This is a genomic window from Chryseobacterium sp. YR221 (assembly GCF_900176315.1).
Classification (GTDB): Bacteria; Bacteroidota; Bacteroidia; order Flavobacteriales; family Weeksellaceae; genus Chryseobacterium; species Chryseobacterium rhizosphaerae.
This window is the reverse complement of sequence record NZ_FWXM01000001.1, coordinates 935,238-958,743: the sequence shown is the minus strand read 5'-3', so window position 1 is coordinate 958,743 and position 23,506 is coordinate 935,238. Positions and strand designations below refer to the sequence as shown.

Genomic DNA, 23,506 nt, shown 5'->3' with positions numbered 1-23,506 from the left:
TTTTATTTTAATTGGGGTGCAAACATGGGAATACCCTGATTATCCAGAGCCAGTAAAGGAACCTGATAGGTATCTTCAAGCAGTTGCTTCAGTTCATCTTTTTCCATCGACCGAGAAACGGGGATAAGTTCATTCTGGCGCATAACAAAAAAATCATCTCCGAACAGGAAGGCCAGGTTGGGGTCATGCATTACACATAAAACGGTTGTGCCTTCATTCACCAGGTGGCGGATGACCTCAAGAACTGCTACCTGATAATGCAGATCCAGATGGTTGGTAGGCTCATCCAGCATTAATAGGTCCGGTTTCTGAACCAGTACCCTGCATAACAGGACCAATTGCCTTTCGCCCCCGGAAAGGGAAGTATAGGCTTTATCTTTTAAATGGGTTAAATTAAACTTTTGAAGAAGTGTTTCCACTTCCTGATAATCAGATTTTTTAGGCGAAAACCTTGAAAAAGAAGCCCGGCCGGTTAAAACCACATCAAAAACGGTAAAAGGAAAAGTCGTCTGATGAAACTGAGTTAAAAAACCGAGACGAACAGGTGATGTGGTTCCAATTTTTATTTTCCGGCGTTCCTTATCGGTAATCCATAGGTTTCCTTGATAGTTCTTTTCCAGTCCGGCGATTATTTTGAATAAGGTTGATTTACCGCTGCCGTTTCTTCCCAAGATGACGGAAAGCTTTCCTTTAGCAAAGGTTGCATTTACATTTTTAAGTACTTCCTCTTTTCCATAGCCAAAAGAAAGCTGTTCAATAGAAATTATAGTATTCATGAATTCCAGTTTATAGCGTTTCGACGCATCAGATAGATGAAAACAGGGGCTCCGATAATCATGGTAAATACCCCGATAGGGATTTCAAAAGGCATGGCAGTCCGGGAAAAATCATCAATTAATAATAAAAATGTTCCCCCGATGCTGATATTGGCCCAGACGGTGATATGGTTATTCGGCCCGAAAATCATCCTGCTGATATGAGGCACAATCAGTCCGAACAGGCTGATCACTCCCACAGCAGCTACAGAAGAAGCGGTAATCATAGTGGCTACAGCCATAAGGATAAGTTTAAGCCATATTGGATTGATCCCTACCGCCATTGCTTCATGATCTCCCAGGGCCAGAAGGTTTAGTTTCCAGCGAAGGGTCACAATGACCAGTAAACCCATAAGAATCGGAAATACTGCAGTGTGTACTTTCTGCCATGAAGCTGTATGAAGGTTTCCCATAGTCCATTGCACAATAGCCTGTAACTTATAGGGATCACTCAGATACTGAAGGACCGTCAGGACCGCTGTAAACACTCCTGATACAATCATTCCGGCAAGAACCATGCTTACAATGGAGGTTTTAGCTCCTGCATAGGATACCGCATAGGTGATCACCACAGCGATTACACCAAAAATAAAAGCTGATATATTGACGGCCATTATCGGAAACAACATTGCCAGCGCTGCACCAAATGCCGACCCTGAGGAAATACCCAGGGTAAAAGGATCCACAATAGGATTCCTGAATACTGCCTGGAGGACACCTCCTGATGAGGCTAATGAGGCCCCTACCAAGAAAGTGAGAATAATACGCGGTAAACGCACCTGCCATAAAATAGTATGCAAACTTTCCTGAAAACCTGCTTTATCTTCAGACAGTCCAAATTCCAGGGCTATGTGATGAAACAGTTCTCCCAAACCTATATTCTGGCTGGAACCTATCATCAGTGAAACAATAATCAATAGCATAGGCAGCAGGATTAATAAGGACCATGTTTTTATATGCTGCGTCATCAGATCAATCCTTTTTTGCCGTAGATCACTTCAAAGGTTTTCTTTACCTCCTTATCCAGCTGTTCCTGCGTATATTCAGGCATGCACCAATGGCGAAGCTGTTTGGCAAACAACAGAAATTTTACAGTATGTGGATCATACGGAAACGATGGCGACATAGCAAATACCTGCTTGTTTTTTACGGCAGGAAGTGCAGCAAGCTCTTTGAGACTGTAGACATCCGATAATTTGGAGTTCCACAAAACGATCAGGTCCGGATTCCATTTATACATGGTTTCAGCGCTTATATTAGGAGCTTCCACAGGAACAGGGCATGCGTTTTGAGCTCCGGATAAGCTGATGGCCATATCAATTAAGCTGCCTTTTCCGGAGGTAGACATAATACGTCCTTTTGACCATGCATAGTATATTTTTTTAGGAGATGTCTCCCGGGAGGTTCTCATCTTTCTTACTTCTTCCGAAACATAGCCCGTAATTTCTTCTGCCCGTTTTTGTTTTCCAAGGAGTTTTCCTACATTTTTCAGTTCTTCCAAAATTTTCTCATCATTCAGAGATGAGAAAGTAAATACAGGAATTCCCAGGTTCTCTATCTGATTGATATGATCTTCATCGGTATTGAATGTTAATACCAAATCCGGTTTCAGCCCCACAATACTTTCAGCATTGCTGGATGATCCTCCAAAAGTGGGGGTAGCAATCGTTTTATTTTTAATCCGGTCATCAAGCTTGGATAGAAAGCTGTAGGTATCTTCCATTTCATAGATCTGCTGCGGGATACCTACTATTTTTCCTCCTGCCTGAAGCATATACACATCATCAACAAGCGCATTGTATAAAACAACAATTCGTTGTGCTTCGTGGGGAAGAATGATGGTTTTGCCTCGGCTGTCTTTAGCGGTGACCTGCGTATGGGAGGAGATTTCCTTATCGTAAGAACTGTTAGGCTTATTACAATCCTGTAAAGCAAATACCATTGCAAAAAGGCCTGTAACAAGCAGGTTTTTAATTTTCATGTACTTTATTTTTTACCAGATAGCGTAATGATCGACAGGATAAAAGCTGAGTATCTGCGAGTTCAATACGTCCATTGTATTTTACAGACAGCTGTTCATATAAACGGCCATCATAGGGAACAGCAAAATGTTGCTGTGGCATAAGAAACAGGGGTAAATGCTGATTACCGATAAAGTAGCAGAAATCTGCCGCTTCAGTATCATTTTTTGCTAAAAAACAGATGGTAAGGCATGTTTTGATGCTAATCGTTGCGATCAGTTGCCCATTGCTGTACAGCCTGTCTCCATGTTGCCATTCCTTGCGGTTATTCAGCCTAAGTTCTAAAACCAACCCGGAAGGGGTAGCCCGGGTCAGTTTCTGTTTCTTGTTTTCAAACCATTCGAGCTCCAGCACTTCCGGACAATCATTCCGCTTATCCTTTATTTTCACTTCATCTATTACGGTTGGCTGTAATGTATTCATTGGTTAGGCTTTCTGAGCCGCTTCTTTTTTTAGTTTTACTTTTTCTTTCAGCCAGTTGCACCATTCATCAATTCCGTCTCCATTCAAAGTGCTGATGGTCATTACTTCAAGATTGGGGTTTACTTCGTGGGCATCTTTTGTGACGGCTTCTACAGAGAAAGGAACATACGGCAGCAGGTCGGCTTTAGAAACAAGCATCAGCTCACTGGTTAAAAACATACGGGGATATTTTTTTGGCTTATCATCACCTTCTGTAGAGGCAAGAAGTGTTACCCGATAGTCTTCTCCCAGATCAAAAGCGGAAGGACAAAGAAGGTTTCCTACATTTTCGATGAATAATAAATCAAGGCCTTCCAGATCGATATGATCCAGCGCCTGCAGGATCATTTGTGCCTCGATGTGGCACATGCCGCCAGTTACAATTTGCAGTGCGTTGATTCCCACTTCGCGCATGCGGATAGCATCGCGTTCTGTTTCAGGGTCTCCCACAAGGATTGAAATGCTAAGGTCTTTACTCAGGCGTTTTCCCGTTTCCTGCATCAGGGTTGTTTTTCCCGATCCCGGGGATGAACATACGTTGATAACGCAAATATCTTTTAAACGGTCTCTGATGGCTTTAGCCACAAAATCATTGGCTTTTAATAAATGCAGGGTCGTATTATCACATTGAACGGAACCTACACGGTTTCCTAAACTTTTTGGATTAGCTGTTGACATATGAATGGTCTTTTTGTTTAAAAATTACTTTTGAAATGAAAAGTTCATTTCCCTGAACGATATGGCTGGAAGGGGTTTCACAGTCATCACAGACGAATCTGTGGTACCTGACCGGGAAGTCTTTATGACAGTGTTCACAATGAGCTATAATGTCATTGACCAGCACTTCAAGTTCCATTTCCCGATACCGGGGTTGATCGGCAATAAATGCATCGAATGCATTCTGGATCAAAACAGGCTGAACATTGGAAAGCAGTCCGGCTGTTACCTGAACCTGCTGAATATCTTCCACTTTGGCATTATAATGTTCTTCCAACGTGTCAAAAATATCCTTCACTATACTCAATTCATGCATAGCTTATATTTTTTATAGGTGAAACTGATTATCCGGAAATACTTCGGACAACCTTACTTAGAAAATGACTGTAATAATATCCGGGTGATAGGATCACAGATGGGATGTGTGAGATAGATCTTAAGAGGTAATCTTTAGATTATGAAATAAGAGGTATTTGGGTAAGTGATAATGATGTACGGATTCTGAATCAGAATGTATTACCGCATTACCGTTTGTTTTTGGCTTTCCCGATAACAGATCGGCCATAAAAAGTGTAAAAGGAAGATCGAGGAATGTTTTGTCAACATCAAAATCATTTTCCGTAATGGAAGCAATGAATAGAATATCCTGTTGGGGAAGAGATTCTGCTGCCTTTAGACCTTTCTGATCCTGTAAAGACCCTTCCTGTACAGTACTTTTTTTATGGTTTGCATATCCCAGAATTGTTGTAAAAAACAGGATAAGCAAAAAAGCAAATGATATGTGGAAGGACTTCTTCATCGGTATTGCAAATTTAGCCCTTTTGCATTCCTTTATTCTTACCAAAAACCTTTTAAAAATGTTCAAAATCAGGAGTAAATAGAGGGCTTACAACCACATGTGAAGGCTGTTTTTCTTTGATGTTTAAATGTTTATTTATCTGATAATCAATTGGATGTTTTCTGTTTTTAAATGATTTTTAAGTTTTTGATATTCCTTTTAAATGTTTAAAAAAATGACTGATTAAGAAGAATTATTTTAGTTATAAAAGTCAGGAGGGTTGAACGGTTTAAGTCATTATATACCCAAATATCCTTAAAATATACCTGTTTTTAAAGGTCTGGTCAGTCTATTTTTGCAGGTAGATTACAATGACATATGAAAGCAATAGTACTGGAAAAATTTGGAGATGTAGAAAACCTTGTTGAAAAAGAGATTGAAAAACCTGTCGTAAAAGATAAAGAGGTCCTTATCAGAGTAAAGGCTGTCAGCATCAATCCGGTGGATGTCAAAGTCCGCAGCAGGCACGCTCCTTTGGCTGAAGATCTGGTACAATATAATCCGTTAATTCTAGGTTGGGACATTTCCGGTGTAGTTGTAGAGCTAGGTAATGAGGTAAGTCAATTTCAAGTCGGGGATGAGGTATTTGGGATGATCAATTTTGTGGGGCATGGAAAAGCTTATGCAGAATACGTAGCAGCTCCGGCGGATCAACTGGCTGTTAAACCTAAAAATATCACTCATATTGAAGCTGCCGCCAGCACATTGGCAGCACTTACTGCATGGCAGGCATTTGATAGCTATGGAAAATTGAGAACTACAGATAAAGTACTGATCCATGCTGCTTCAGGAGGAGTAGGGCACTTTGCCGTACAGATAGCAAAACATATAGGTGCGCATGTAACGGCAACGTCTTCAGCGTCTAACCGGGATTTTGTACTGGGGCTGGGAGCCGACGAGCATATTGATTATAAAACAACCCGTTTTGAAAACATACTTGATGACATTGATTTTGTGTTAGAATCTATTGGAGGAGACAACTTCCAAAAATCAGTTCAGGTTTTGAAGCCCTTCGGTAGTATCGTTACCTTGCCATCCGGTCATACATTGGAAGATGAAATGGCTGCCCAGGAAAAAAAACTGCATGCCTGCTACTTTATGGTGGTGTATTCCAGTGGACGGGATATGCAGCATATTGCTTCCTTATTAGAAAAAGGTATTATACGGCCACATATCTCTCATGTATTCCGTTTTGATGAAATGAGAAAGGCTCATCTACAGGTTGAAACAGGACGTACGATAGGGAAAGTAGTAGTGGAGCTATAAGATAAGAAGGGATTTATATTATAGTTTTTCCGGTTCACAGCTCGCCGGGAGAAATGAATGAAAGACAGATTGCTGAAGGAATAGTGCTAGTTTGTAAGTAAATATAAGAACTTTCCAAAACTTTTTCCGGCGGTAAATATCAATAAAGCAGAAATGGAAATAATAATAATTCCAAAAGCAGGACTTTTCTGAGCTTTTTCTATCAAAAAGGGAAGAAGATCTTTAGCTTTTATTTGAGTCAGTTCATTAAATATCTTTTTCATAGTGTTTTGTTTATCAATGAGTAGCAGGATTATGAAGTTTGTTACATAATAAAAAGCGAAAGAAAACACGTAGCTAGACCTTGCATTTATTTAATCGGAATAAAAAATTATTACGATTAGTTTTTTTCTTTCAAAATATAGAGTAAACCCAATGGCAGTCAGTGTTAAAGTCCTTATATTTGGTTGATGTAATGCATTGTAAATAGCTTATGATGTACAATGAAAAAGAAAAGGATATGCAAGAACAGGAAATAGATTTTTTACAACATAACGAATCTGCATGGAATAAACAGGCTTTGGAACAGAACGAGTGGTCGCAGCCTGTAAGTGCAGAACTGATTGCTCATGCTAAAGAAGGAAAATGGGACGTTCATCTGACTCCTAAGCCATTAGACAAAAAATGGTTGGGAGAAATCAGGGGGAAGAAAATTTTGTGCCTGGCTTCAGCAGGAGGACAGCAGGCGCCGGTATTGGCTGCAGCAGGAGCTTCCGTTGTGGTTTTTGATATTTCTGACGAACAGCTGAGACAGGATGAACAAGTTGCCGAACGTGACGGGCTCACATTGAAAACCGTTCAGGGAGATATGACCGATCTTAGTGTTTTTGAAGATGAATCCTTTGATATTGTATTTCATCCGATTTCCAATCATTACGTGGAAGATGTTAATCCCGTTTGGAAAGAAGCCTTTAGGGTATTAAAAAAAGGAGGGGTTCTACTGGCAAGTTTTTTTAATCCTGTTGTTTTTGTAGCAGACCGGAATCCTCAGGATATGGCAGATGGAATCATAAGACCAAAATATACTTTGCCCTATGCAGATATCAGAGATCTTAACCAGCAGCAAATTACCGGAAAACTGGAGAATAAAGAAGCTTTGGTTTTTGGGCATACACTTTCAGACCTTATCGGAGGACAGCTAAAAGCCGGTTTTATAATTGAAGATTTTGCAGAAGAAATGCAGCCGAATCCGAGGTTTTTAATTGATAAATACCTGCCGACCTTTATGGCAACTAAAGCTGTAAAACTAAAATAAAAAAATCAGGTTTTCGCTACTGCTACAATGGAAGGTCTACATATTCCCCTCCGCTATAGGGGTGGCGAAAATTCAAAGAATTTTTAACGGGGTGGTCTTAATAATGTTTTTAAACCCATTACAGTCTTTTTAAAATAAAACTGTAATAAAAAATAGTACTTTTGCTCAGTCGGATAGCTAAAATGTTCGTGTTGAGTACTTATTGTAATGAATAAATCATCAATCAACAATTATTTTCATTCCTTATTCAGTATTGAAGAGGAAGTGGTTGAAAAAATTACAGAAACATTCAATCATTTTGATCTAAAAGCCAATACTATTTTGCTGGATAAAGATACCATCAGTACCAAAACCTATTTTTTGGAAAAAGGCTATGTCCGTTCCTATATACTGAATGAAGATAACGAAGAAATTACCACCAATATTTATGCAGCCCCATGTTTTGTAAATGATTTTTTATCCTTTTTCAGACAGCAGCCCACCAAAGAAGTCTATCAGACGGTTACAGACTGTAGCTTTTGGGCGACAGGTTTAGAAAACGTACAGCACAATTTTCATAATATCCCGGAATTCAGAGAATTCAGTAGGCTTCTTTTCGTGGTAAACTATTATCAGATCCATGACAGGCTGATAGAGATGGCCAGCCAAAAGGCTGCTACAAGGTATTTCAATCTGATGAAGAAGGATCCTGATATATTTCAGCATGTTCCGTTGAAAGTAATTGCTTCTTATCTGGGAATTAAAGACAGTTCGCTGAGCCGGATCAGAAGAGATATTAATAAAAAATAATTTCTTTTCATTTGTCAAGTGGTATTTCATCGCTTATCACTGATCTTTGCTAAAAAATAATTTCATGAATAAAAAACATATTGTCGTTGTTGGATTAGGGGGAGTAGGCGGTTATTTTGGATTTAAAATAAACCAGGCTAATGAAACGTCAGAAAAATATAAAGTTTCTTTCATTGTCAGAGGAGAAACCTATGACAAGGTAAAAGAAAACGGACTGACCTTACTGTCTCCGGAACATCCTGGCAACAGGACTCATCCTGATGCTGTGGAGCAGCATATCAGTAATATAAAAAATCCTGACCTTGTGCTGATCTGTGTGAAGGAATATGATCTCGAAAATGTCTGCAGACAGCTTAAAGAAGTCATTAACGATGATACTGTATTGCTTCCAATGATGAATGGAGCTGATATTTATGACAGAATCAGAAAAATAATCCCGGATCATACTGTATTGCCAACCTGTATTTATGTAGCTTCCCATATTAAAGAAAGGGGAACGGTAGAACATAAAGGAAAAGCCGGTAAGATGATTGTGGGCAGAGACCCTCAACATTTTTCCAGCGATGTGAACTGGATTGTTGATCTATTGAAAGAAAGTAAAATAGATTTTGATTTTAAAGATAACTCGTTAACGGATATCTGGACCAAGTTTTTCTTTATCGCCAGCTTCGGAATGGTAACTGCAAAGCATAATTCATCTATCGGAACGGTGTGTGCAGATGAGCAGCAGAAATATGAAGCTTCTGAAATCATGAAAGAAATACAACGGATTGCAGCTCAAAAAGAAATTCCTTTGCAGGACGATATTATTGAAGCAACCTTTACAAAGGCATCTACATTTCCTTTCGAAACTCCAACCTCTTTACAGTTGGATATTCATTCCGGAAAAAAAGATAATGAACTGGAATTATTCGCAGGGGCAATTTTAAAATATGGAGCTGACCTGGGTATAGAGACTCCTTTTACTCAAAAGATATATACTGAAATTAAGACAAAATAAGATAAAAATATTTTGGCTAATAAGGCGGGTTAAAACCCGCCATATGTATTTGAAATTATAAAATTCATTTTCTTTGATTCACTAAAACTCACGATCCCTGTCTTTGATAGTTCTGAATTTTGTTTTAAAAAAAGTATCAGCTTTGAGGTTGAATTCATGGGTATAGACTACCAGGGTGCTATGGCCGGAATTGGGCAGGATCCAAAGATTAGCGTTAGGAATATTTCTGAAAATTTCCAGTGTATGTTCCGGTTTTATGACATCATTATCTCCTCCTATGACAAGAACGGGAACTTTAATATTGTGCAAAGTTTTAGGATCTATATTGGGTTGCTCACTCAGTAGTCTTTTATATTTAAGAACAGTATAATCCAGAGCTGTCTTGTCTTTCTTTTGGGCAAATTGTTCTTTAAATTTTGAATAGTTTGCACTTACTCTTTTGAATACATCTGGCTCTACAGCAGTAGAATCCGGGCGTAAATTGGCTCCTGTAATGATCAGCTTCTTTACCTTCTCCGGATGTCTTATAGTTAGCAAAAGCCCATTAATACCACCATCACTCCAACCGATTACAAATACTGAATCAATGTTCATCTTCTGAAGCAATTCTGCATAATCATCAGACATCATTTCATAAGTAAGGGCATCTTGTTTATCTATTGATTTTCCGTGAGCTCTGCTATCAGCAACAATAACTTTGTACGTCTTTGAGAAAAAGGGAATCTGCTTAGAAAAATCAACGATTGAACCTCCGTTTCCATGAATGAGAAGTAAAGGTTGCCCCTGGCCATAGGTTTCGCAGTACATCTTTATTCCGTTGACTTCATAATATTTACCTGCTTTTGGATTGTTACCGTAGCTGGATTTCTCTAAAAGCCGGGAGTACTCATTTTTAATCTCTTTAATATTGCTTTGAGCCGACACTAAAGAAGATAGCAGGGCGAGAAAAAATAATATCGCTTTCATAATTTATAATATGGTGATTAAATTATTGATGATATTTTAATTTTCTCAATGAGTAGAAGAAAATTAAATGATGTTACAAAAATGAACTTCACTGGTAAACAGTATATACAGCTCAGGTTCCATGCATGAATTTCTGTCGGCTCAAAAGCTCTTCCTCCGATTCACGATGATCAGGATCATCAACGCAGCAGTCTACCGGGCATACAGCTTTACACTGTGGCTCCTCATGGAAGCCTTTACATTCGGTGCACTTTCCGGAGACGATATAATACACATCATCTGATACAGCGGGATTGAAAGCATTGGCGTCAGCTTCAGTCCCATCAGGAAATGTTACTCTGCCTGAAAGCTTTGTCTTATCCTGCCAGCGCCAGTCTATAGCTCCTTCGTAAATGGCTGAGTTGGGACATTCCGGTTCGCAGGCCCCACAATTGATGCAGGCATCCGTTATTTTTATGGCCATTTTATTTTATTTTTATGGTTTAAAAAGGGACTTCCTCAACGTTGTCCTGTTTTAGAAATCCCTTACAAACTTAATTAAATCAGTTTCAACAATTTATAACATCATAAACTGTGCAAACTTTTATTTTGAAGCTGTTAATCTTTAGCAATTTTTACTGCAAGTCCATCCATTTCGGCTGTCAGATAGATCTGGCAGGCTAATCTGCTGGTTGCATCGGTGGTAAAAAGTTCTGATAACAGCGCTTCTTCTATTTCATTTTTTTCAGAGAGCGGAATAGCTTCACTGAGGATAAAACAGTGACAGGTGGCGCACATGGCCATTCCGCCACATATTGCTTCCATTGGTAATTCATAGGCTTTACAGATATCCTTAAGGCTTAGCCCCATTTCCAGTGGGCAAAGTAGGGTATGTATATTTCCGTCCGGATCTGTTACTGTAATCGTAATTTCTTCTTTCATAAAGATCAGTCAATGGTAGCTACTACTTGTTTTTCCGCCTGCTTCCTGGTTCCGTCAAAACCTTCTACGCCGCTTACAGTTGTATATTTCAATACAAATTTTTTATTTGGATTAAGGCGCTGATATATACTTTGACAGGCTATTGCAGCTTCATGAAAGCCACATAAGATCAGCTTCATTTTAAAAGGGTAGGTATTGATATCGCCTACCGCATAGACCCCGGAAATATTAGTCTGAAAATCGGTGCCGTTATCTACTTTTATGGCATTCTTTTCCAGTTCCAGTCCCCATTCTGTAAGAGGTCCAAGTTTGGGAACCAAACCAAATAAGGGAATGAAATAATCGGTTTCAATGGTGTGGATAGCCCCTTCTTTCTCAACAACAATTTCACGAAGGTTATCTTCTCCATTAACCCCTGTCACTTCGGCCGGCGTGATGAGATTGATCTTTCCTTCATGTTTTAATTTTTTCACTTTTTCAACAGAATCCAATGCTCCTCGGAATTCATTTCTTCTGTGGATCAATGTTACAGAAGAGGCAATTGCTGCAAGATGAATGGTCCAGTCTAAAGCTGAATCACCACCACCTGCTATCACCACACGCTTTCCGGCATAATCCTCGGGACGCTTTACGAAATAATTAATGCCCCGGTCTTCAAAATCAGCGATGTTTTCAATGGGTGGTTTTTTAGGTTCAAAACTGCCCAGACCTCCGGCAATGATTACTGCTTTTGCTCTGTGTCTTGTTCCTTTATCGGTAATCACTTCAAACAGGTTTTCTTCCAGCTTCAGAAGATGTACGGCAGTTTCATTGAAGGTAAAACCAGGTTCAAACTGTTTGATCTGCTCATAGAGATTATCCACAAGATCACCGGCGAGCACACTGGGAAATCCCGGAATATCAAAAATGGGTTTCTTGGGATATAATTCTGATAACTGGCCTCCCATCTGTGGTAATGCATCTATAATATGACAATGCATTTTGAGAAGGCCGGCTTCAAATACCGTAAACAACCCTGCAGGGCCGGCACCAATGATCAGTATATCTGTTTCTATCATGTTATGATTGATTTATTGTAGTTTTTTCTATTTTTTTTGAGGTGGCTATGCTGATAAGTTTGTCAAACTTTCCGGCATATAAAGATGAAATTTCTGTTTTACGTTCGCTGTCAAACAATGAAGACCGGACGATAGGTACACTGAATGGCAATGGCCAGGCCCTTAGTGATTTGGCTATAGCATCCATCGTATTAATTCCCTGCATAGCCTGTAATCCATCGGCCCAGCATACCAATCCGACAGTTTTATCTGTAAGGTAAGGTTCGTATCTGCTGGCAGTTACTTCAAGCCAGTCCAGGCAGTTTTTCATGACTCCGGGGATGCTTCCATGGTATAGAGGAGCAAGCCAGAGGTGGAGGTCTGCATCGGTAAATAGCTGAGCCATCCGTTCCACAGCCAAAGGTGTTTTGGTAAGAGTGACATCAAATAAAGGGATCCCGGAATCAGCGAGAGTGAAAATTTCAGTTTGAATCCCCAGCATTTGCAGACGATCTGAAAAATAATTGGAAATATGTCCTGAAGTAGATTCGGCTCTTCTTTCCAGTGATCCGTTGAATATGAGTGCTTTCATTTTGTTTTAAGTTTTGAAAATTACTTTGGGTAGCCCTATCTCTCCATACATCAGGCTTTTAACAAGAGGCTTCAGAAGTCCGGCAGCCAGTAAATAGAGCGAAGGATCGTGATCAGCCCGTGCCCGGACAACCACTTTCTGATTTTTATAATGTTTAAGATCCGCATAGGTGAGACGGCGTTTCCAAAGATCAAGAAGAACATCTTCGGCATTGTTTAAATCCACATAAATGGCATAAGGTGATAATTTCTCCATCAGGAACATGTATACCCATGGTGGAATGATAGCATCGGTGGAACAGATGATTCCTACAGCTTTTTCGTTGTATACGGAAAAGTCGATTGCTGCAATTGACTCTTTAAACTCTTTCTCTTTGACAATCATTCCCATAAAAAGATGATCTTTAATATCCAGTTCTACAATTTCTGTAGTAGGTCTGTAGTCTAAAAGATCCAGAGCGATAATGCCTGAAGCTTCTGCTTTATTGATGAAAGTTTCCATAACCGGTTGGTAATCAATTATCTTATTTTTAAAAGGGCTTCTTCATATTTTTTCTCTACTGAAGACCAATCCAGCACAGACCAGAATGAATCGAGATAGTCTGCTCTTTTATTTTGATAAGCCAGATAATAAGCATGTTCCCAAACATCTATCCCAAGTATTGGAAAACCTCTGTTCATAGATAAAACATCCATCATGGGATTATCCTGATTAGGGGTAGAGCTTACTGCCAGGGAACCGTTAAATTTCACATATAACCAAACCCATCCGGAACCGAACTGGCCAAGTCCTGCTTTTTTCATTTCTGCCTTAAGGTTTTCAAGGCTTCCAAATGTTGTTGTAATAACATCATTCAATGGGCCTTCAGGATTTAATTTTGGCGATGGAGAGATAACTTCCCAGAATAAAGAATGATTATAGTGTCCACCACCATTGTTTCTTACAGCCGGACTATACTCACTGATTCTTTGTAATAGTGAATCCAGATCAGGATTGATTTCATTGGTTTGCTCCAATGCTGCGTTCAGATTATCTACATACGCCTGGTGATGGCGCTGATGGTGGATGGTCATCGTTTCTTTATCGATAAATGGTTCTAAAGCATCATAAGCATAAGAAAGCTGAGGTAATGTAAACGGTTTCATTGTATTTATTTTTTTTGATTATTGTCTGACAAAGGTAAACATATATTTGAATAAAACAACTTTTTGGTTGTTTTATAGGGTTTGAATGCTTTTACTTAAATGTGCTTTAAATCAGTATTTTATGATTGTTTGTTAAAGATTATAGAAAATGACTATCTTTGTTGTTGGAAAATAAAACAACCTAAATATTGTCAAATGAAGAAGTCGGCAGCAGATCGTATCCTGATGTTTCTCAAGATGAGAGGAGAAGCAACTTCACTTCTTATTGCTGAAGAACTGTCTGTTACTAAAGAGGGTGCGAGAAAGCATTTACTGAATCTTGCCCAGGAAGGATTGATCCAATCTACCGTAAAAAGCGAGGGTGTTGGCCGCCCATCTACCTATTATACACTCACCGAAAAAGGATTGGCCCAGTTTCCGGATACCCATGCTGATGTTACTGTACAGCTTTTAAAATCTGTAAAAAATCTTTTAGGCGAAAATGCCCTGGATCTTTTGATCAGTGACAGGGAAAAAAATACCCACGACCGGTACGAAAAAGCACTTTCTAAATCAAAATCCATTGAGCAAAGATTGGAAGTTCTGGCTAAGGTCCGCAGTGATGAAGGTTATATGGCAGAATGGAAAAAAGAAGGACAGGAATATTTCCTGATCGAAAATCATTGCCCAATATGTGCTGCAGCTACTGAATGTCAGGGTTTTTGCCGGGCTGAATTATCAAATTTCCAGTCATTGATCGGGAAAGACTATATTGTAGAAAGAATAGATCATATTATTTCAGGAGGACAGCGTTGTGTGTATAAGATCAGCAATTTATAATATTGTAGATTATTTACGGTTAACTGCACAGCAAATTGATTATTAATATTCACCCTTGAATGGTGAAAGGTGAATCCGCTTCACTATGAATTGGATATGATGTACAGGATGGACCTTTCTCCCGGGAATCAATATATGGTCAGCACTTCCATAAGCATCAGGATAGATACCAGTTTTTTAGAGGATTGGTACTCAGGATTCAGTTTTTCCCGGATTTCCCCCAATGCTTTGCTTAATTTGTTACTAACGGTTTTATTGCTTATTCCTAAGGCTTCTGCTGTTTCATTCACCGACATATTTCTCCGGATCCTCATATCATAGACTTGCTGCTCTGTGGAGGGAAGTTGAGAAACTACATTGTCGATCATGGATAACAAAGTAGAAATTTCATTTTCTTCAAGAATTTCAAAATATTCTGTATCTGTCAAATCTGTTTCCAGAGGGAAATCAATCTCATCAATACTCAGGATGGGAGGTGCTTTTTTATAGCTGTTGTAATAATCAATGATCCGGTAATGAAGATGGCGGAGCAGATATCCTTTTGCACTTTCTGATTCATCTGTTTGTATGGCATCCGTATTTTCAATGATTTTCATCCATAAATCCTGGAGCAGCTCTTCGGAAACTTCTTTATCTCTGGTCCGTACAAAAACAAAGCGGTATAAACTATCCCAATATCGGTCATACAACAGCGTAAATGCAGGGCGGTCTCCTGATTTTATTTTCTTTAATAAGGCTGTGTCTGTTAGTTTCATATTGTTGAAACAAAATTACTTAAAGGAAAATTAACTTTTTATGAACTTTAGTTATGGTAAGGTTAAATATTTCTGAAGATCAGAGCTTAAATATGAATTTAATGTTGAATAAATGTAAAAAATATTAAAAATAATAAGCAAAAGAGGCTTAATGTGAATAGAATATTAAGAATGCTCTGGGGAAGTTTTTCATTTTCACTGTCTTATAGATAGAAGTATCTGTGAATACGATGAACTATTTTATGAAACGTTTTAAATATAAAAATATTGAAGCCTTTGTTTTCAGGCTTTGGGCAAGGGAGGTTTCGGAAGAAAAAATCTCTGATAAGGAAAATGAAATTATAGAGAAGTGGAAAATCCATGCAGAAAAAGAGCTGGATCCCATTCATATGAAAGAAGCCAGGGAAAGGATACTGTCTGCGCTGGAACATTATTTCATTCCTATTGAAAAAAGCACACAGATCAGAAGCTTTAAAAAATATGCTTACAGTGCAGCAGCTGTTATTGTTTTGCTTTTGTCATTGGGAGGATGGTTTACCTATAATACATTCTTTAAGCCGGATGTTTACCTTGCAGGATCAGGAAACAAAATTGTACATCTTTCAGACGGAACTGTGGTAACGTTGCTGCCAGGAGCTGAGCTTAGTGTGGATCCATCGTTTCCGGCATCTACCAGAATTGTAGATTTGAAAGGAGATGCTGTTTTTTCTGTAGCAAAATCAAAAACACATCCTTTTATAGTTCAGGCTGAAGGTTTCAGTACAAAAGTATTGGGGACGGTATTCAAAATCTCACAATCCGGAAAGAAGAAAGCAGTGGATCTTTATGAGGGGAAAGTGGCCGTCTCTACTGCAGGGGTTCCTGATTCTTATCTGAAGCCCAATCAGAAGTGGACCAACTTCGGAGTAACCCGTACTACTGCTATTATCTCATTTGCTCCGGACGGAACCCTGAATAAACAGACTCCGGCACTGCTGTCTTTAAGCTTTAATGATGTTGCGCTAAAAGAAGTGGTGGCCGTTTTGGAAGGCAATTACAGTACAAAAATTTATTACCCTAAAGAAGCAGAAGATAAAAAGATCACCGCAGATTTTACGGGAGGAACAGTGGGTGAAAATATTGAATCACTGGCTTTCATATTGGGATTGGAAGTCCAGAAAAAAGAGAACACCTACATCCTGAAAAAATAAAACAGACTATTACCAAAAAAACAATTAATCAGATAACCTATAATTTAAAAGAGAACACTCACGTATGAAAAGTTTGAAATGTGGTTTTACCATAGCAGCGTTATTTTTTACTGTAGCAGCAGAAGCTCAGGAATTGGTTCAGAAAGTGTCATTTTCTGTTCCTACAAACAGACCGTTAATTGAAGTATTGGAAGAATTTGCAGGAAAAACCGGGATGAGACTGGCCTACTCAAAAACAGATATCAAAGAGCTGAAGGTAAAAGGAATAAAATGTGAAAACAGTTCTATCAACAGCTGCCTGAAAGATATTACCAGCGGACTTCCGGTAGTATTTCGTCTGCATGGCGATCTTATTTCAATACAATATGCCGGATCGGGTATTGCTGTACCGGGAAACGGACGTATTTCAGGGAAAATTGTTGACGAAGTGGGAAATCCGATTGCCGGAGCAGAAGTAAGTATCGCCCAGAAAACTGTAACCACGGATAATAACGGGGATTTTACTATAGATCTTCCCTCAGGAATCTATAATCTTACGATAAAAGCCCCTAAATATAATACACTCAGGGTAGAGAAACTATCCGTTACCAATAAGGAGACCAATACGGTTTCATTTGCATTAAATACGGCTTCCGATAAAATTACGGACATTAAAGAAGTGGTGGTAACGGCCACCCGTAAGGCAGATACGCAGGCCGGATTACTGGCTCAACAGAAAAAAGCAGCCCAGATGAGTGATGGAATTTCGGCGGAACAGATCTCTAAAACTCCGGATAGTGATGTAGGGGGAACGTTAAAAAGAGTTACCGGAATTACAACTATAGATAACAAATATGTAGTGGTAAGATCAATGGGAGAGCGCTGGAATACGGCAGCTATGGATGGTATCAATTTACCCAGTACAGAAGCTTATAACCAAAATTTCTCTTTCGATATTATTCCTACCGCCATGGTGGAAAGTGTAGTGGTGAGTAAATCTGCAACACCGGATATGAATGCCAGCTTTGCAGGAGGGTATGTAGAAGTAAGAACAAAAGATATTCCCAACGAAAACTTCACTACGGTGACATTGGGAACGTCCTATAACGATCAGACAGCATTTAAAGAATTCCTGACCCGTAAGCGAGGGAAATATGATTATTTCGGATATGATGACGGAACGAGAAACTTCCCAAAAGGGCTCGAGGCTATGGGCATCAATAACCCATTGTTTTTCGAGCAGTCTAAACAGTTCGCCAATGATAATTTTACGACGTATAAGACGAGAGGGGATATGGGATCCAATATACAGATGGCAATCGGAAGAACATATGCCCTAAAAAACAATAATAAATGGGGTTTTGCAGGGGCTTTTATCATTAAAAATGAACAGAATAAACTGGATATCGACCATACGGGAAGAGGAAACTGGCTGGATACTACCGGACCTCTTGATGCCAACGGGCAGATTCCTTTTTATAATTTTAAAAATACGGGAGCTTCTTACAATTACAATTCTACACTGGCAGGAATGCTGAATTTTGGATTGCAGCTTAATAAAAACAGAATTTCCTTCCGTAATTCCTACACGCATATTTATGATAATACCCTGACCCGGATTACAGGCTGGAATGAATATACAAGTGGAAGTGGTTTACCTTCCAATGCGGAAACTTCCTATAATTATTTTTATAACGGTGTTATTCCAAACAATGATCCTTCGCAAATTAAATCTTTGGATAAACCTTTTACAGGAAACACCAATTATCCTGTTTACCAGATGTTCCTGCAGAATAAGCTGGAAGGTAATCACAAACTCGGAAATATGGAGATCAGCTGGTTTGCTGCCAGAACCGGAGTTTCCTCAGATACAAAAGATTATACACTGCATCAGAGTTTATATAACTTTATAGGAAGTGAGATTTTAAGCTATCACGAGGTCAATAATTCCTCAAGTGATTTTGCCAGAGGATATATTGGGACTAAGGAAACGGATTATAATTATGGGGCGTCATTTAAATGGAATTTAGATAGAGCAGCCTTTAAAAATGATATCAAGATAGGGTATGCCGGTGCATCCAAAACCAATACCAACCAACAGCAGAAATTTTTATTGAGAGTAGATCCGAACAGGAATGTTCCGAATAGTAAAATACTACAGATGTACGGTGCTCTTTCCGATTGGTTTGATGGTTCTCATTATGTTCCCGGTGGGATTGGATGGCAGACCAGGCCTCTCTATAAAAATGATAAATATGAAGGTGAAGTGGAGCAACATGCCATGTATCTTATGTTTGATAACCGTTGGAGGAACAAATTCAGATTGGTCTGGGGATTACGGGCAGAATATTTTAAATATGATCTTATTTCTCAGCAACTCGATACTGAAGATGCCAGAAATGTAAACAAACCGAGCGTTGATGATAAACCTTGGCAATGGATGCCTTCTGCCAATTTTACCTACAGTCCTACCAATAAAATCAATGTGAGACTGGCTTATAATAAAACGGTCATCCGTCCTCAGTTTAATGAAAGAACAGGATTGCCCTATTTTGACCCAATAGCCAACGGTCAGATTTACAATACAGAAATGGTATCTTCTGTAGTCAATAATTATGATTTTAAATTTGAATGGTTTCCGGGATTGGGAGAGATTTTTTCTGCAGGAATCTACTATAAAAATATAGACCATCCTATAGAGCGTGAAGGTTATATTTCCAATGAGGGAAACCTGTATCTGTACAATGGAAATTCTAAGAATGCAAAACTGAAAGGTCTTGAAGTGGAAGTACGGAAAAACCTGGGATTCATTGCAGCCAATTCCATATTATCCCATCTTTTTGTAAGTGGAAATTTCACTTATAACGACACTAAAGTTATTGCTTTTAAAGATCGGGAGAAAACCGGTGACAATGATGCTACCTACGAAGTTTCCAGACCTCTGTATGGGCAGACTCCTTATGCTTACAATTTGGGATTAATGTATGATGATGAAAGACTGGGGCTGAGCTTCCTGTATAACGCTAAAGGTGATCAATATATTACCGTAGGGTATTCTTATAACGGGGAAGAAATACAGAGGCCGTATGCCGTAGCAGATGCTCAGATCTCTTATAAATTTCTTCAGAACAGAAATCTTGAAATCAAATTAAATGTCAAAAACCTTTTCAACAGGGTAAAGGAATATTATAACAATTTTAATTCCTATGCAGGAAAGAAAAGTGGAAGCGGAAGCGGCCTGGAAACAGAAAGGGAATCCCTGGAATTGTTACCGGGAGCGACCAATAAATATGATAAAAATATTGATAAAATCTTATTTCGTGCTTACAGTGGAAGAATATTCGGGCTAAGTGTGAATTATACATTTTGATCAATAATTAGATAAAAGTGAAGAGCTCTTGATATAGAAATGTACAGGTTTCGGAATCCTGAACATGAGCCGGATCAATACTGATGATGCGCACAGCAGTACCGGATCAGCTAAAAACCGAACGCTACTATATTTTTCCGGATAGTAGCGGATAAACAGGAAACCCCGGCAGATCAGCTCCTCATGGGATGCAGGGTGAAATAAAAACCAAATCGCAGGAATATAGAGGCGGATATTCCTCAATATTAAAATTTCCGGTCCTAAAATAAACAACCGGATCTCTTAAAAATTATAACAATGAAAAAACTAACTCTTATTGCAGCTGCTGCATTATCTCTTACTGCTTGTCAACACGATAACTTAGCAGATTCTTCTACACCATTCGATATGAAAGCAACTTCTGCGGAATATCTTACGGCTTCTGCGCTTCCTGTTACTACTGTTAGCGGTGCTATTACTTCTAATACTACATGGAGTGGTGTTATAGAGCTTGACGGTACTGTAGCTGTTAAAAATGGAGCTACCCTTACTATTCAGCCAGGAACTTTTATCAAAGCTAAACCAAACGCTTCAGGAGAAGGTTCAGGAATTTTAGTAATTACAAAAACAGGTAAAATCAATGCTACCGGTACAGAGTCTCAGCCTATTATTTTTACTAGCTACAAATTATTGGACGGAAACGAAGACACTACTGCAACTCCTGGAGATTTCGGAGGGGTAATCCTTTTAGGAGATGCTCCTACCAATGTACCTTCTACAACTACTATTGAAGGTCTTACAGGAAGTGATTATTATTTCGGAGGAACGAATCCTTCTCATAATGCAGGAATCTTAAAGTATGTACGTATCGAGTTTGCTGGGTACGATTTCGTAGGAGCTAACTCTGGTAATGAAGTAAACGCTTTATCATTAGGAGGTGTTGGAAACGGAACTACTTTAGATCATATCCAGGTTTCTTACGGTCAGGATGACTCTTTCGAATTCTTTGGAGGTACAGTAAATGCTTCAAACCTAATTTCTTTTGCTGCTGAAGATGATAATTTTGACTTTGATAACGGATATACAGGAACTATTACTTGTGCCCTTTCTTTGGCAGATTACAATTCAGCACATACTGTAAGTGGTGGAAGTCCTGACTCTAACGGTATTGAGTTGGATAACAACGCTACAGGTACAGCTACTTCATTGATTACAAATCCTATAATCAATAACCTTACAATCATTGGTGCTAAATATGGTAATGCAGGACAAGGTGCTGCATACGAAAACGGTATCCATATCAGAAGAAACGGTAAGTTAACTTTAAATAATGCTGTAGTAACAGGATATCCGGTAGGGATCAGAGTAGAAGGTACAGGTTCTGAGCTTTCTTCTGCTTCTACTTTAAACACTATTCAGGTTCATGGCTTTACAACTTCTGTGACAGGAGCAGGTACAGCAGGAATTCCGGCAGCTAATCTTCTTACAGGAAATACAGCGGCATTATGGGGAATGAGCCAACCATTCTTCAACGAAGGTCTTTGGAATGTTTCACCTAGAAACTGTGGAAACTTCCAGGGAACTTGGACGAAATACAATTTTGCTATTGTAGAATAATAAATTTTTAAAAGCAGGGAAACAGCGTATGCTGATTCCTTGCTTTTTATTACTCAAAAAAATCATAATAATAATTGTCATGAAAAAAATAATTTTATCATCTGTTCTGTTTTTATCTCAGCTGGCTACAGCACAAACCCTGGTATGGGGAAATACTTTTGATACTCCTGCTGATCTTCAGGGATGGACTTTCCATGATCTGAATAACAACAGCAATGGATGGCTTCAGGGACAAAATATTTATCACAATGGTACTTCTATGGTATATGGAACTGCAGGGGTTCTCCGTCATTCCATTAACCTAGTTCCAACGGGAAATGCATCAGGATTTTTGGCGGAAAATGACTGGATCATTTCCCCTCAGATTGATTTGACAAATACCGCAGGAACCATTACTCTGGCTGCCTATATCGGAAGACAAAGAACTACCCATACCACGCTTGGCAGAGACCTTTATATCTATGTAAGTACTCCTCAGAAAGCAGTTCCTGAATTGTCAGATTTCCAGGCAATGACTGTAGATACTGCAGGGAACGAGCTTCCAAGCCCTTATAAAATACAAGTGGGAGGATCAGATAATCCTTTCCCTACAGATCTTACCCAATTTGTACAAGATCTGGTAGATATCTCTGCTTTTGCAGGAAAGAAAATCTATATCGGATTGTGGTCCAACAGAAAACCTAACAGTAATAATATCCAAAATATCAATATCGATGAAATAGCTATCTATGCCAGCGCATTTTTAGGAACAAAGGATGTAAAAACAAAGAAAAATCTAACTCAAATAGCAGAGAATCCTGTAAAAGAAACTCTGAAATTAAAGCTTAACCCGGAATTGAAAGAAAAAACAGCAGTAGTAAGTATTTACAATGTTGCAGCCCAAAAAGTGATTACAGCTCAGTATTCCCAATCTATTAATGTAGTAGGATTATCGGCAGGAACTTATATCGCGGAAATTACTGACGGAAAGACTACAGAGCGATTGAAATTTATTAAAAAATAATCAGTTAACTCTTAAAAACCAATCATTAAAGAGACCATCAAATTTTACATATACAATAATGGATAGCATTTTAATTAAAAGGTTATCCGAAACATATCCAACTAGTTTTTTTATAATTATGTATTGCCCTGCTCATCGGGTGGGGCAATATTTTAAAGTTTAAATGATATAATTGATTCAAAAAGATGAATAAGATCTTTGCATTACTATTCTTTACCATCCTATTTTCATGTACAGACAACACTGTAATGGAAAGGTATGATAAAATACAGAAACCCGGAGAAGTAACCATTAAAGGATTTTCAAAACCTGATGTACTTCAGCTGAGGTTTAATGGAGTTCCGGTATCTATTAACGGAAATACTTCATACACCAATAAAATAGAAACTCAGCTTCAGTTTGTACTGGATGAAGGGGAAACCAACAAACTGGGAATATATAATAATGAAACAGGAGCCGAGATCAGAAAATATACCATTAGCTATGACAATATAGCAGATTATAAAAATCTATACTTTTTTAATCTTCCCGGTATTTTCCTGCAAACCTATGCCGTAAAGCCTCAGGTTAATTTTGGGAAAGTAGGATTTGAATTTATTTTTCCTAACCTGGGAGAATTTTCAGGATCATCTCTTACCCATGTAAAAGGCATTTTAAAAAGAGAAAATGGAGTGGTACTGGCCGAATTTGAGAGCATTGGAAAGGATGATTTTACCGCGGTGAAAATTTATAATTCATTCAGTGCTACCGCTCCGGTATATCTGGAATTATATAAACCGGGAACTACAGAACCTTATGTAGGGTCCGAAATGATTAAAGTGACCGTAAAACAACATATGGGAGCTAATATGATCGTACTTCAGGAAAAATTGGAAAATGGAGTATGGGTTGTAAAGGGAGACATTGATGTAGCAGAATATCTGTAATTATA

At 38.7% G+C, this 23,506-nt stretch carries 26 protein-coding genes; 10 read left to right on the top strand and 16 right to left on the bottom strand.

Going from position 1 to position 23,506, the window contains the following annotated elements; genetic code table 11:
* Positions 1-2: 2 nt before the first annotated feature.
* From B8967_RS04425 to B8967_RS04395, 7 genes are all read right to left on the bottom strand, one after another.
* A complete protein-coding gene (locus B8967_RS04425; RefSeq protein WP_084084690.1) occupies positions 3-776 on the bottom strand; it encodes an ABC transporter ATP-binding protein in 774 nt (257 codons plus the stop codon).
* On the bottom strand, positions 773-1,783 hold the full coding sequence (locus tag B8967_RS04420; RefSeq protein ID WP_084084688.1) for a FecCD family ABC transporter permease: 1,011 nt from the start codon (positions 1,781-1,783) through the stop codon (positions 773-775). The genes B8967_RS04425 and B8967_RS04420 overlap by 4 nt, the downstream gene beginning before the upstream one ends.
* Positions 1,783-2,796, bottom strand: a complete 1,014-nt coding sequence (locus B8967_RS04415) for an ABC transporter substrate-binding protein (RefSeq protein WP_084084686.1) — start codon at positions 2,794-2,796, stop codon at positions 1,783-1,785. Before B8967_RS04415 ends, B8967_RS04420 begins: the two co-directional genes overlap by 1 nt.
* On the bottom strand, positions 2,786-3,259 hold the full coding sequence (locus tag B8967_RS04410; protein WP_084084684.1) for an urease accessory protein UreE: 474 nt from the start codon (positions 3,257-3,259) through the stop codon (positions 2,786-2,788). Before B8967_RS04410 ends, B8967_RS04415 begins: the two co-directional genes overlap by 11 nt.
* Positions 3,260-3,262: 3 nt before the next feature.
* On the bottom strand, positions 3,263-3,976 hold the full coding sequence (hypB, locus tag B8967_RS04405) for a hydrogenase nickel incorporation protein HypB (RefSeq protein WP_084084682.1): 714 nt from the start codon (positions 3,974-3,976) through the stop codon (positions 3,263-3,265).
* Complete coding sequence (locus B8967_RS04400) at positions 3,963-4,331, bottom strand: hydrogenase maturation nickel metallochaperone HypA/HybF (RefSeq protein WP_084084680.1); 369 nt, start codon at positions 4,329-4,331, stop codon at positions 3,963-3,965. The genes hypB and B8967_RS04400 overlap by 14 nt, the downstream gene beginning before the upstream one ends.
* 120 nt (positions 4,332-4,451) lie before the next feature.
* Positions 4,452-4,814 (bottom strand): hypothetical protein, encoded by a 363-nt coding sequence (locus tag B8967_RS04395; RefSeq protein WP_084084678.1) that lies wholly within the window; start codon positions 4,812-4,814, stop codon positions 4,452-4,454.
* A gap of 357 nt (positions 4,815-5,171) precedes the next feature.
* Here B8967_RS04395 and B8967_RS04390 point away from each other — a divergent pair, with 357 nt between their 5' ends.
* On the top strand, positions 5,172-6,119 hold the full coding sequence (locus B8967_RS04390; RefSeq protein ID WP_084084676.1) for an NADP-dependent oxidoreductase: 948 nt from the start codon (positions 5,172-5,174) through the stop codon (positions 6,117-6,119).
* An 86-nt stretch (positions 6,120-6,205) separates the two neighbouring features.
* Here the strand turns inward: B8967_RS04390 and B8967_RS22385 are convergent, their stop codons facing one another.
* Positions 6,206-6,382 carry a hypothetical protein gene (locus B8967_RS22385; protein WP_179140029.1) on the bottom strand — a complete coding sequence of 59 codons (177 nt, stop codon included), beginning with the start codon at positions 6,380-6,382 and terminating at the stop codon, positions 6,206-6,208.
* 236 nt (positions 6,383-6,618) lie between these two features.
* On the opposite strand from B8967_RS22385, the gene B8967_RS04380 reads away from it, so the two are divergent.
* The 3 genes from B8967_RS04380 to B8967_RS04370 all read left to right on the top strand — a co-directional run bounded on the left by B8967_RS04380 (position 6,619) and on the right by B8967_RS04370 (position 9,202).
* Positions 6,619-7,413 (top strand): class I SAM-dependent methyltransferase, encoded by a 795-nt coding sequence (locus B8967_RS04380; protein ID WP_084084949.1) that lies wholly within the window; start codon positions 6,619-6,621, stop codon positions 7,411-7,413.
* Between the two features lie 207 nt (positions 7,414-7,620).
* The gene (locus B8967_RS04375; RefSeq protein ID WP_047490622.1) at positions 7,621-8,202 is read left to right on the top strand and encodes a Crp/Fnr family transcriptional regulator; all 582 of its coding nucleotides are present in this window, start codon (positions 7,621-7,623) and stop codon (positions 8,200-8,202) included.
* Positions 8,203-8,266: 64 nt separating this feature from the next.
* Positions 8,267-9,202, top strand: coding sequence for a ketopantoate reductase family protein (locus B8967_RS04370; RefSeq protein ID WP_084084672.1), 936 nt, complete (start codon positions 8,267-8,269; stop codon positions 9,200-9,202).
* 81 nt (positions 9,203-9,283) lie between these two features.
* Here the strand turns inward: B8967_RS04370 and B8967_RS04365 are convergent, their stop codons facing one another.
* From B8967_RS04365 to B8967_RS04335, 7 genes are all read right to left on the bottom strand, one after another.
* Entirely contained in the window at positions 9,284-10,168 is an 885-nt protein-coding gene (locus B8967_RS04365; protein WP_084084670.1) for an alpha/beta fold hydrolase, read from the bottom strand.
* A gap of 112 nt (positions 10,169-10,280) precedes the next feature.
* The gene (locus tag B8967_RS04360; protein ID WP_084084668.1) at positions 10,281-10,631 is read right to left on the bottom strand and encodes a 4Fe-4S dicluster domain-containing protein; all 351 of its coding nucleotides are present in this window, start codon (positions 10,629-10,631) and stop codon (positions 10,281-10,283) included.
* A gap of 134 nt (positions 10,632-10,765) precedes the next feature.
* On the bottom strand, positions 10,766-11,089 hold the full coding sequence (locus B8967_RS04355; protein WP_084084666.1) for a 2Fe-2S iron-sulfur cluster-binding protein: 324 nt from the start codon (positions 11,087-11,089) through the stop codon (positions 10,766-10,768).
* A 5-nt stretch (positions 11,090-11,094) separates the two neighbouring features.
* A complete protein-coding gene (locus B8967_RS04350; RefSeq protein WP_084084664.1) occupies positions 11,095-12,147 on the bottom strand; it encodes an NAD(P)/FAD-dependent oxidoreductase in 1,053 nt (350 codons plus the stop codon).
* 1 nt (position 12,148) lies between these two features.
* The gene (locus tag B8967_RS04345) at positions 12,149-12,718 is read right to left on the bottom strand and encodes an NADPH-dependent FMN reductase (RefSeq protein WP_047490603.1); all 570 of its coding nucleotides are present in this window, start codon (positions 12,716-12,718) and stop codon (positions 12,149-12,151) included.
* A 6-nt stretch (positions 12,719-12,724) separates the two neighbouring features.
* On the bottom strand, positions 12,725-13,219 hold the full coding sequence (locus tag B8967_RS04340; RefSeq protein ID WP_047490600.1) for a DUF2480 family protein: 495 nt from the start codon (positions 13,217-13,219) through the stop codon (positions 12,725-12,727).
* A 17-nt stretch (positions 13,220-13,236) separates the two neighbouring features.
* The gene (locus tag B8967_RS04335) at positions 13,237-13,863 is read right to left on the bottom strand and encodes a superoxide dismutase (protein ID WP_084084662.1); all 627 of its coding nucleotides are present in this window, start codon (positions 13,861-13,863) and stop codon (positions 13,237-13,239) included.
* A gap of 195 nt (positions 13,864-14,058) precedes the next feature.
* Between B8967_RS04335 and B8967_RS04330 the strand changes: the two genes are divergently transcribed.
* The gene (locus B8967_RS04330; protein WP_084084660.1) at positions 14,059-14,682 is read left to right on the top strand and encodes a helix-turn-helix transcriptional regulator; all 624 of its coding nucleotides are present in this window, start codon (positions 14,059-14,061) and stop codon (positions 14,680-14,682) included.
* A gap of 128 nt (positions 14,683-14,810) precedes the next feature.
* On the opposite strand, the gene B8967_RS04325 is transcribed toward B8967_RS04330, so the two are convergent.
* Positions 14,811-15,437 carry an RNA polymerase sigma factor gene (locus tag B8967_RS04325; protein WP_047490590.1) on the bottom strand — a complete coding sequence of 209 codons (627 nt, stop codon included), beginning with the start codon at positions 15,435-15,437 and terminating at the stop codon, positions 14,811-14,813.
* Positions 15,438-15,679: 242 nt separating this feature from the next.
* Between B8967_RS04325 and B8967_RS04320 the strand changes: the two genes are divergently transcribed.
* The 5 genes from B8967_RS04320 to B8967_RS04300 all read left to right on the top strand — a co-directional run bounded on the left by B8967_RS04320 (position 15,680) and on the right by B8967_RS04300 (position 23,501).
* On the top strand, positions 15,680-16,627 hold the full coding sequence (locus B8967_RS04320; RefSeq protein ID WP_228406021.1) for a FecR family protein: 948 nt from the start codon (positions 15,680-15,682) through the stop codon (positions 16,625-16,627).
* A gap of 64 nt (positions 16,628-16,691) precedes the next feature.
* Entirely contained in the window at positions 16,692-19,976 is a 3,285-nt protein-coding gene (locus tag B8967_RS04315) for a TonB-dependent receptor (protein ID WP_084084656.1), read from the top strand.
* 297 nt (positions 19,977-20,273) lie between these two features.
* On the top strand, positions 20,274-21,572 hold the full coding sequence (locus tag B8967_RS04310; protein WP_084084654.1) for a hypothetical protein: 1,299 nt from the start codon (positions 20,274-20,276) through the stop codon (positions 21,570-21,572).
* A 79-nt stretch (positions 21,573-21,651) separates the two neighbouring features.
* Positions 21,652-22,575 (top strand): T9SS-dependent choice-of-anchor J family protein, encoded by a 924-nt coding sequence (locus tag B8967_RS04305; RefSeq protein ID WP_084084652.1) that lies wholly within the window; start codon positions 21,652-21,654, stop codon positions 22,573-22,575.
* A gap of 185 nt (positions 22,576-22,760) precedes the next feature.
* Positions 22,761-23,501 (top strand): hypothetical protein, encoded by a 741-nt coding sequence (locus tag B8967_RS04300; RefSeq protein ID WP_228406019.1) that lies wholly within the window; start codon positions 22,761-22,763, stop codon positions 23,499-23,501.
* The last annotated feature ends 5 nt before the right edge of the window (positions 23,502-23,506 follow it).

Coding starts and splice junctions, on each gene's coding strand:
- B8967_RS04310 (WP_084084654.1), top strand. CDS start 20,274: ATGAAAAAACTAACTCTTATTGCAGCTGCTGCATTATCTCTTACTGCT.
- B8967_RS04335 (WP_084084662.1), bottom strand. CDS start 13,863: ATGAAACCGTTTACATTACCTCAGCTTTCTTATGCTTATGATGCTTTA.
- B8967_RS04370 (WP_084084672.1), top strand. CDS start 8,267: ATGAATAAAAAACATATTGTCGTTGTTGGATTAGGGGGAGTAGGCGGT.
- B8967_RS04300 (WP_228406019.1), top strand. CDS start 22,761: ATGAATAAGATCTTTGCATTACTATTCTTTACCATCCTATTTTCATGT.
- B8967_RS04320 (WP_228406021.1), top strand. CDS start 15,680: ATGAAACGTTTTAAATATAAAAATATTGAAGCCTTTGTTTTCAGGCTT.
- B8967_RS04315 (WP_084084656.1), top strand. CDS start 16,692: ATGAAAAGTTTGAAATGTGGTTTTACCATAGCAGCGTTATTTTTTACT.
- B8967_RS04400 (WP_084084680.1), bottom strand. CDS start 4,331: ATGCATGAATTGAGTATAGTGAAGGATATTTTTGACACGTTGGAAGAA.
- B8967_RS04380 (WP_084084949.1), top strand. CDS start 6,619: ATGCAAGAACAGGAAATAGATTTTTTACAACATAACGAATCTGCATGG.
- B8967_RS04345 (WP_047490603.1), bottom strand. CDS start 12,718: ATGAAAGCACTCATATTCAACGGATCACTGGAAAGAAGAGCCGAATCT.
- B8967_RS04390 (WP_084084676.1), top strand. CDS start 5,172: ATGAAAGCAATAGTACTGGAAAAATTTGGAGATGTAGAAAACCTTGTT.
- B8967_RS04395 (WP_084084678.1), bottom strand. CDS start 4,814: ATGAAGAAGTCCTTCCACATATCATTTGCTTTTTTGCTTATCCTGTTT.
- B8967_RS04360 (WP_084084668.1), bottom strand. CDS start 10,631: ATGGCCATAAAAATAACGGATGCCTGCATCAATTGTGGGGCCTGCGAA.
- B8967_RS04365 (WP_084084670.1), bottom strand. CDS start 10,168: ATGAAAGCGATATTATTTTTTCTCGCCCTGCTATCTTCTTTAGTGTCG.
- B8967_RS04330 (WP_084084660.1), top strand. CDS start 14,059: ATGAAGAAGTCGGCAGCAGATCGTATCCTGATGTTTCTCAAGATGAGA.
- B8967_RS04420 (WP_084084688.1), bottom strand. CDS start 1,783: ATGACGCAGCATATAAAAACATGGTCCTTATTAATCCTGCTGCCTATG.
- B8967_RS04305 (WP_084084652.1), top strand. CDS start 21,652: ATGAAAAAAATAATTTTATCATCTGTTCTGTTTTTATCTCAGCTGGCT.
- B8967_RS04410 (WP_084084684.1), bottom strand. CDS start 3,259: ATGAATACATTACAGCCAACCGTAATAGATGAAGTGAAAATAAAGGAT.
- B8967_RS04415 (WP_084084686.1), bottom strand. CDS start 2,796: ATGAAAATTAAAAACCTGCTTGTTACAGGCCTTTTTGCAATGGTATTT.
- B8967_RS04325 (WP_047490590.1), bottom strand. CDS start 15,437: ATGAAACTAACAGACACAGCCTTATTAAAGAAAATAAAATCAGGAGAC.
- B8967_RS22385 (WP_179140029.1), bottom strand. CDS start 6,382: ATGAAAAAGATATTTAATGAACTGACTCAAATAAAAGCTAAAGATCTT.
- B8967_RS04355 (WP_084084666.1), bottom strand. CDS start 11,089: ATGAAAGAAGAAATTACGATTACAGTAACAGATCCGGACGGAAATATA.
- B8967_RS04425 (WP_084084690.1), bottom strand. CDS start 776: ATGAATACTATAATTTCTATTGAACAGCTTTCTTTTGGCTATGGAAAA.
- B8967_RS04375 (WP_047490622.1), top strand. CDS start 7,621: ATGAATAAATCATCAATCAACAATTATTTTCATTCCTTATTCAGTATT.
- B8967_RS04350 (WP_084084664.1), bottom strand. CDS start 12,147: ATGATAGAAACAGATATACTGATCATTGGTGCCGGCCCTGCAGGGTTG.
- B8967_RS04340 (WP_047490600.1), bottom strand. CDS start 13,219: ATGGAAACTTTCATCAATAAAGCAGAAGCTTCAGGCATTATCGCTCTG.
- hypB (WP_084084682.1), bottom strand. CDS start 3,976: ATGTCAACAGCTAATCCAAAAAGTTTAGGAAACCGTGTAGGTTCCGTT.